Genomic DNA, 3380 nt, shown 5'->3' with positions numbered 1-3380 from the left:
CGGTGAACTGGCCGAGCCCGGCCTGCTCCAGGACCCGGAGTACTGGGTGCGGCACGTCCGCGAGGCTGTGCGCTTCCATGACGGCCTGGGTGCCCTCACCGCGCAAGGTGTCTCGACGCTGCTGGAGCTGGGCCCGGATTCCGTCCTGACGCGGTCGAGTCCCGCCGCCGCGTCGACCTGCCCACATACGCCTTCCAACGCGACCGCTACTGGCTGGAGTCGGCCCCCGCGGCCGCCGCGCGCGTCGGCGGTCTCGCCGTCGACGAGGTGGAGGCGCGCTTCTGGGAGGCCGTGGAGCGGGAGGATCTGGAGTCGCTGAGCGCCGAGTTGGGTGCCGGGGGAGTGGCAGGTGGCGGGGCGCTGGGCGAGGTCCTGCCGGTGCTGTCGTCGTGGTCCTGCCGGTGCTGTCGTCGTGGCGGCGGCAGCGGCGCGAAGCCTCCGCGCTGGACGCGCTGCGCTACCGCGTCTCGTGGAAGCCGCTCGGGCAGGGCTCGACCGCCCCTCGCCTCGGCGGGGCGTGGCTGCTCGTGGTGCCGGACCGGGGAGCGGACACCGCCTGGACGGACGCCGTCGAGGAAGCGCTCACCGGGCACGGAGCCGACGTACGCACGGTCGTCGTGGACGCGGAAGGGACCGACCGCGAGGAACTCGCCGAGCGGCTGCGCAAGGAAGCCGCCGCCGCGGGCGGCCAACCGGCCGGTTTGCTCTCGCTGTTGGCCGTCGACGAGGAACCGCACGCCGTGCGCGGCGGAGTCAGCCGTGGCCTGGCCGCGACGGTGACCCTGGTGCAGGCCCTGCACGCCGCCGACCTGGACACCCCGCTCTGGCTGGCCGGGCGGTCAGCGGTGGCCGTGGGCGGCACCGACCCGGCGCCGCGGTACGCGCAGGCCGCGCTGTGGGGTCTCGGCCGGGTGGTGGCCGTGGAGTACCCGAAGCTGTGGGGCGGTCTGGTCGACCTGCCCGAGGCCGTGGACCAGCGGGCCCTCGACGGGCTCGCCGGGGTGCTCGGCGGCGCCTGGGCCGGTGAGGACAAGCTGGCCGTGCGCGGGCCCGGGGTGTTCGGGCGCCGTGTGCTGCGGGACCCGGCCGACGGCGCCGCCGACGGCGGGGACGCGTGGACGCCGCACGGCACCGCGCTCATCACCGGCGGCACGGGCGCCGTCGGCGGGCACGTCGCCCGCTGGCTCGCGGCCCACGGCGCGCGTCATCTCGTACTGACGAGCAGGCGCGGGCCCGACGCGCCCGGAGCGGCCGAACTCCGGGCCGAGCTGGAGGAGTTGGGCGCCGAAGTGACCCTCGCCGCCTGCGACGCGGCCGACCGTGACGCGCTCGCCCGGGTCCTGGACGCGATCCCCGAGGACGCGCCGCTGACCGCGGTGTTCCACACGGCCGGGGTCCTGGACGACGGCGTGCTCGACGGACTGACCCCGGAGCGACTGGCCACGGTGTTCCGCGCGAAGGTGGAGTCGGCCCGGCACCTGGACGAGCTGACCCGCGACGCGGACCTGTCGGCGTTCGTGCTCTTCTCGTCCTTCGCGGGGCTCTCCGGCGGTGCCGGGCAGGGGAGTTACGCCGCCGCCAACGCCTGCCTCGACGCGCTCGCCGAGCACCGCCGCGCCCAGGGGCTGACGGCGACGTCCGTCGCCTGGGGCGCGTGGGCCGGTGGCGGGATGGCCACCGACGGGGCGGCCGACGCCGAGCAGCTGCGGGGCGGCGCGGTGCCGCCCATGGAGCCCCGGCTCGCCCTCGCCGCGCTGCGGCAGGCCCTCGGCCACGAGCGGCCCGAGCGGCCCACCGCGGTCATCGCCGACGTCGACTGGGAGCAGTACCTCTCCGGCGGGCCCGGGATCACGCCCGACCCGCTCTTCGCCGACCTGCCCGAGGCCCGCGCGCTGCGGGACCGCACGGCGCGGGCCGACGGCGGGGACGAGGCCGCGGGCCCGGACCTGGCGCACCGGCTCGCGGCCCTGTCCGGGCCGGAGCGGGACCGGTTCCTGGAGGACCTGGTCCGCACGCACGCGGCCGCCGTCCTCGGCTACCCGGGGCCGGAGCGGGTCGAACCCGGCCGCGCGTTCCGGGAGTTGGGCTTCGACTCGCTCACCGCCGTCGAGCTGCGCAACGCGCTCGGCACGGCCACCGGACTGCCCCTGCCGACCACCCTCGTCTTCGACCACCCCACGCCCGCCGCGCTCGCCGGCCACCTCAAGGCCGAACTGAGCACCGACGGGAACGCACCCGGGGCGCTGCTGTCCCAGCTCGACACCCTGGAGGCGGGCCTCGCCGAGCGCGCGCCCTCGGACGACGAGCTGGCCACGATCGCCGAACGGCTGCGGATCCTGCTCGACCGCTGCACCCCCGGCCACGACGGCCGGGACGGCCAGGACGGCCGGGAGGACGCCGAGGTCGCCGGTGAGCTGGAGTCCGCCACGGACGACGAGATGTTCGACTTCATCAGCAAAGAGTTCGGAATTTCATGATGTGCCGCACCCGCCGTGGTTCGTGGGCGCACCGCGCCCCGCACTCTCCGAACCGACTTGTCTCTAGGAGCTAGGCCAGATGGTGAACGACGACAAAATCCGCCGCCTTCTCAAGCAGGTGACGGCGGATCTGCACACGACGCGTCGGCGGGTGCGCGAACTCGAGTCCAGGGACTCCAAGAACGCCAGGAACACGGAGCCGGTCGCGATCATCGCGATGAGCTGCCGCTTCCCCGGCGGTGCGAGCACCCCCGAGGAACTGTGGCGGCTCGTGCGGGACGGCGTGGACACCGTGTCCGCGTTCCCCTCGAACCGCGGCTGGGACACGGCCGGGCTCTACCACCCCGACCCCGACCACCAGGGCACCACCTACGCCCGCGAGGGCGGGTTCGTGTACGCGGCCGACGAGTTCGACGCGGGCTTCTTCGGGATCTCGCCGCGCGAGGCGCGCGCCATGGACCCGCAGCAGCGCCTCCTCCTGGAGACCGCGTGGGAGGCCGTCGAGCGGGCCGGCATCGACCCGCTGAGCCTGCGCGGCAGCCGCACCGGCGTGTTCACCGGCACCAACGGCCAGGACTACACGGCCGTCGTCGCCGACGCCGCCGACAGCACCGAGGGCTACTCGGGCACCGGCAACACCGCGGCCGTCGTCTCCGGCCGCCTCTCCTACAGCTTCGGCCTCGAAGGCCCGGCGGTGACCGTCGACACGGCCTGCTCGTCGTCGCTCGTCGCCCTGCACCTGGCGGCGCAGGCGCTGCGGCAGGGCGAATGCGGCCTCGCGCTCGCCGGCGGCGTGTCGTTGATGTCCACGCCCACCGCCTTCGTGGAGTTCAGCCGCCAGCGCGGCATGGCCGAGGACGGCCGCTGCAAGGCATTCGCGGACGCCGCGGACGGCACCGGCTG

The 3380-nt window shown here is 75.4% G+C and carries 3 protein-coding genes and 1 pseudogene; 3 read left to right on the top strand and 1 reads right to left on the bottom strand.

The window, feature by feature from the left end; genetic code table 11:
* A partial coding sequence (locus STRAU_RS43250; protein ID WP_203227513.1) for a hypothetical protein occupies nucleotides 1–187 on the bottom strand: 187 nt, incomplete at its 3' end.
* A gap of 80 nt (nucleotides 188–267) precedes the next feature.
* On the opposite strand from STRAU_RS43250, the pseudogene STRAU_RS44340 reads away from it, so the two are divergent.
* From STRAU_RS44340 to STRAU_RS37895, 3 genes and pseudogenes are all read left to right on the top strand, one after another.
* A pseudogene (locus STRAU_RS44340) lies at nucleotides 268–342 on the top strand (hypothetical protein); the annotation flags it as partial.
* A gap of 47 nt (nucleotides 343–389) precedes the next feature.
* Nucleotides 390–2477, top strand: coding sequence for a type I polyketide synthase (locus tag STRAU_RS37900; RefSeq protein WP_016645686.1), 2088 nt, complete (start codon nucleotides 390–392; stop codon nucleotides 2475–2477).
* 79 nt (nucleotides 2478–2556) lie between these two features.
* A partial coding sequence (locus STRAU_RS37895; RefSeq protein ID WP_037664605.1) for a beta-ketoacyl synthase N-terminal-like domain-containing protein occupies nucleotides 2557–3380 on the top strand: 824 nt, incomplete at its 3' end.

The organism is Streptomyces aurantiacus JA 4570 (genome assembly GCF_000414115.1).
GTDB classification, from domain to species: Bacteria; Actinomycetota; Actinomycetes; order Streptomycetales; family Streptomycetaceae; genus Streptomyces; species Streptomyces aurantiacus_A.
Note: the sequence above shows the minus strand (reverse complement) of the source record. Positions and strands in the feature narration are given on the sequence as shown.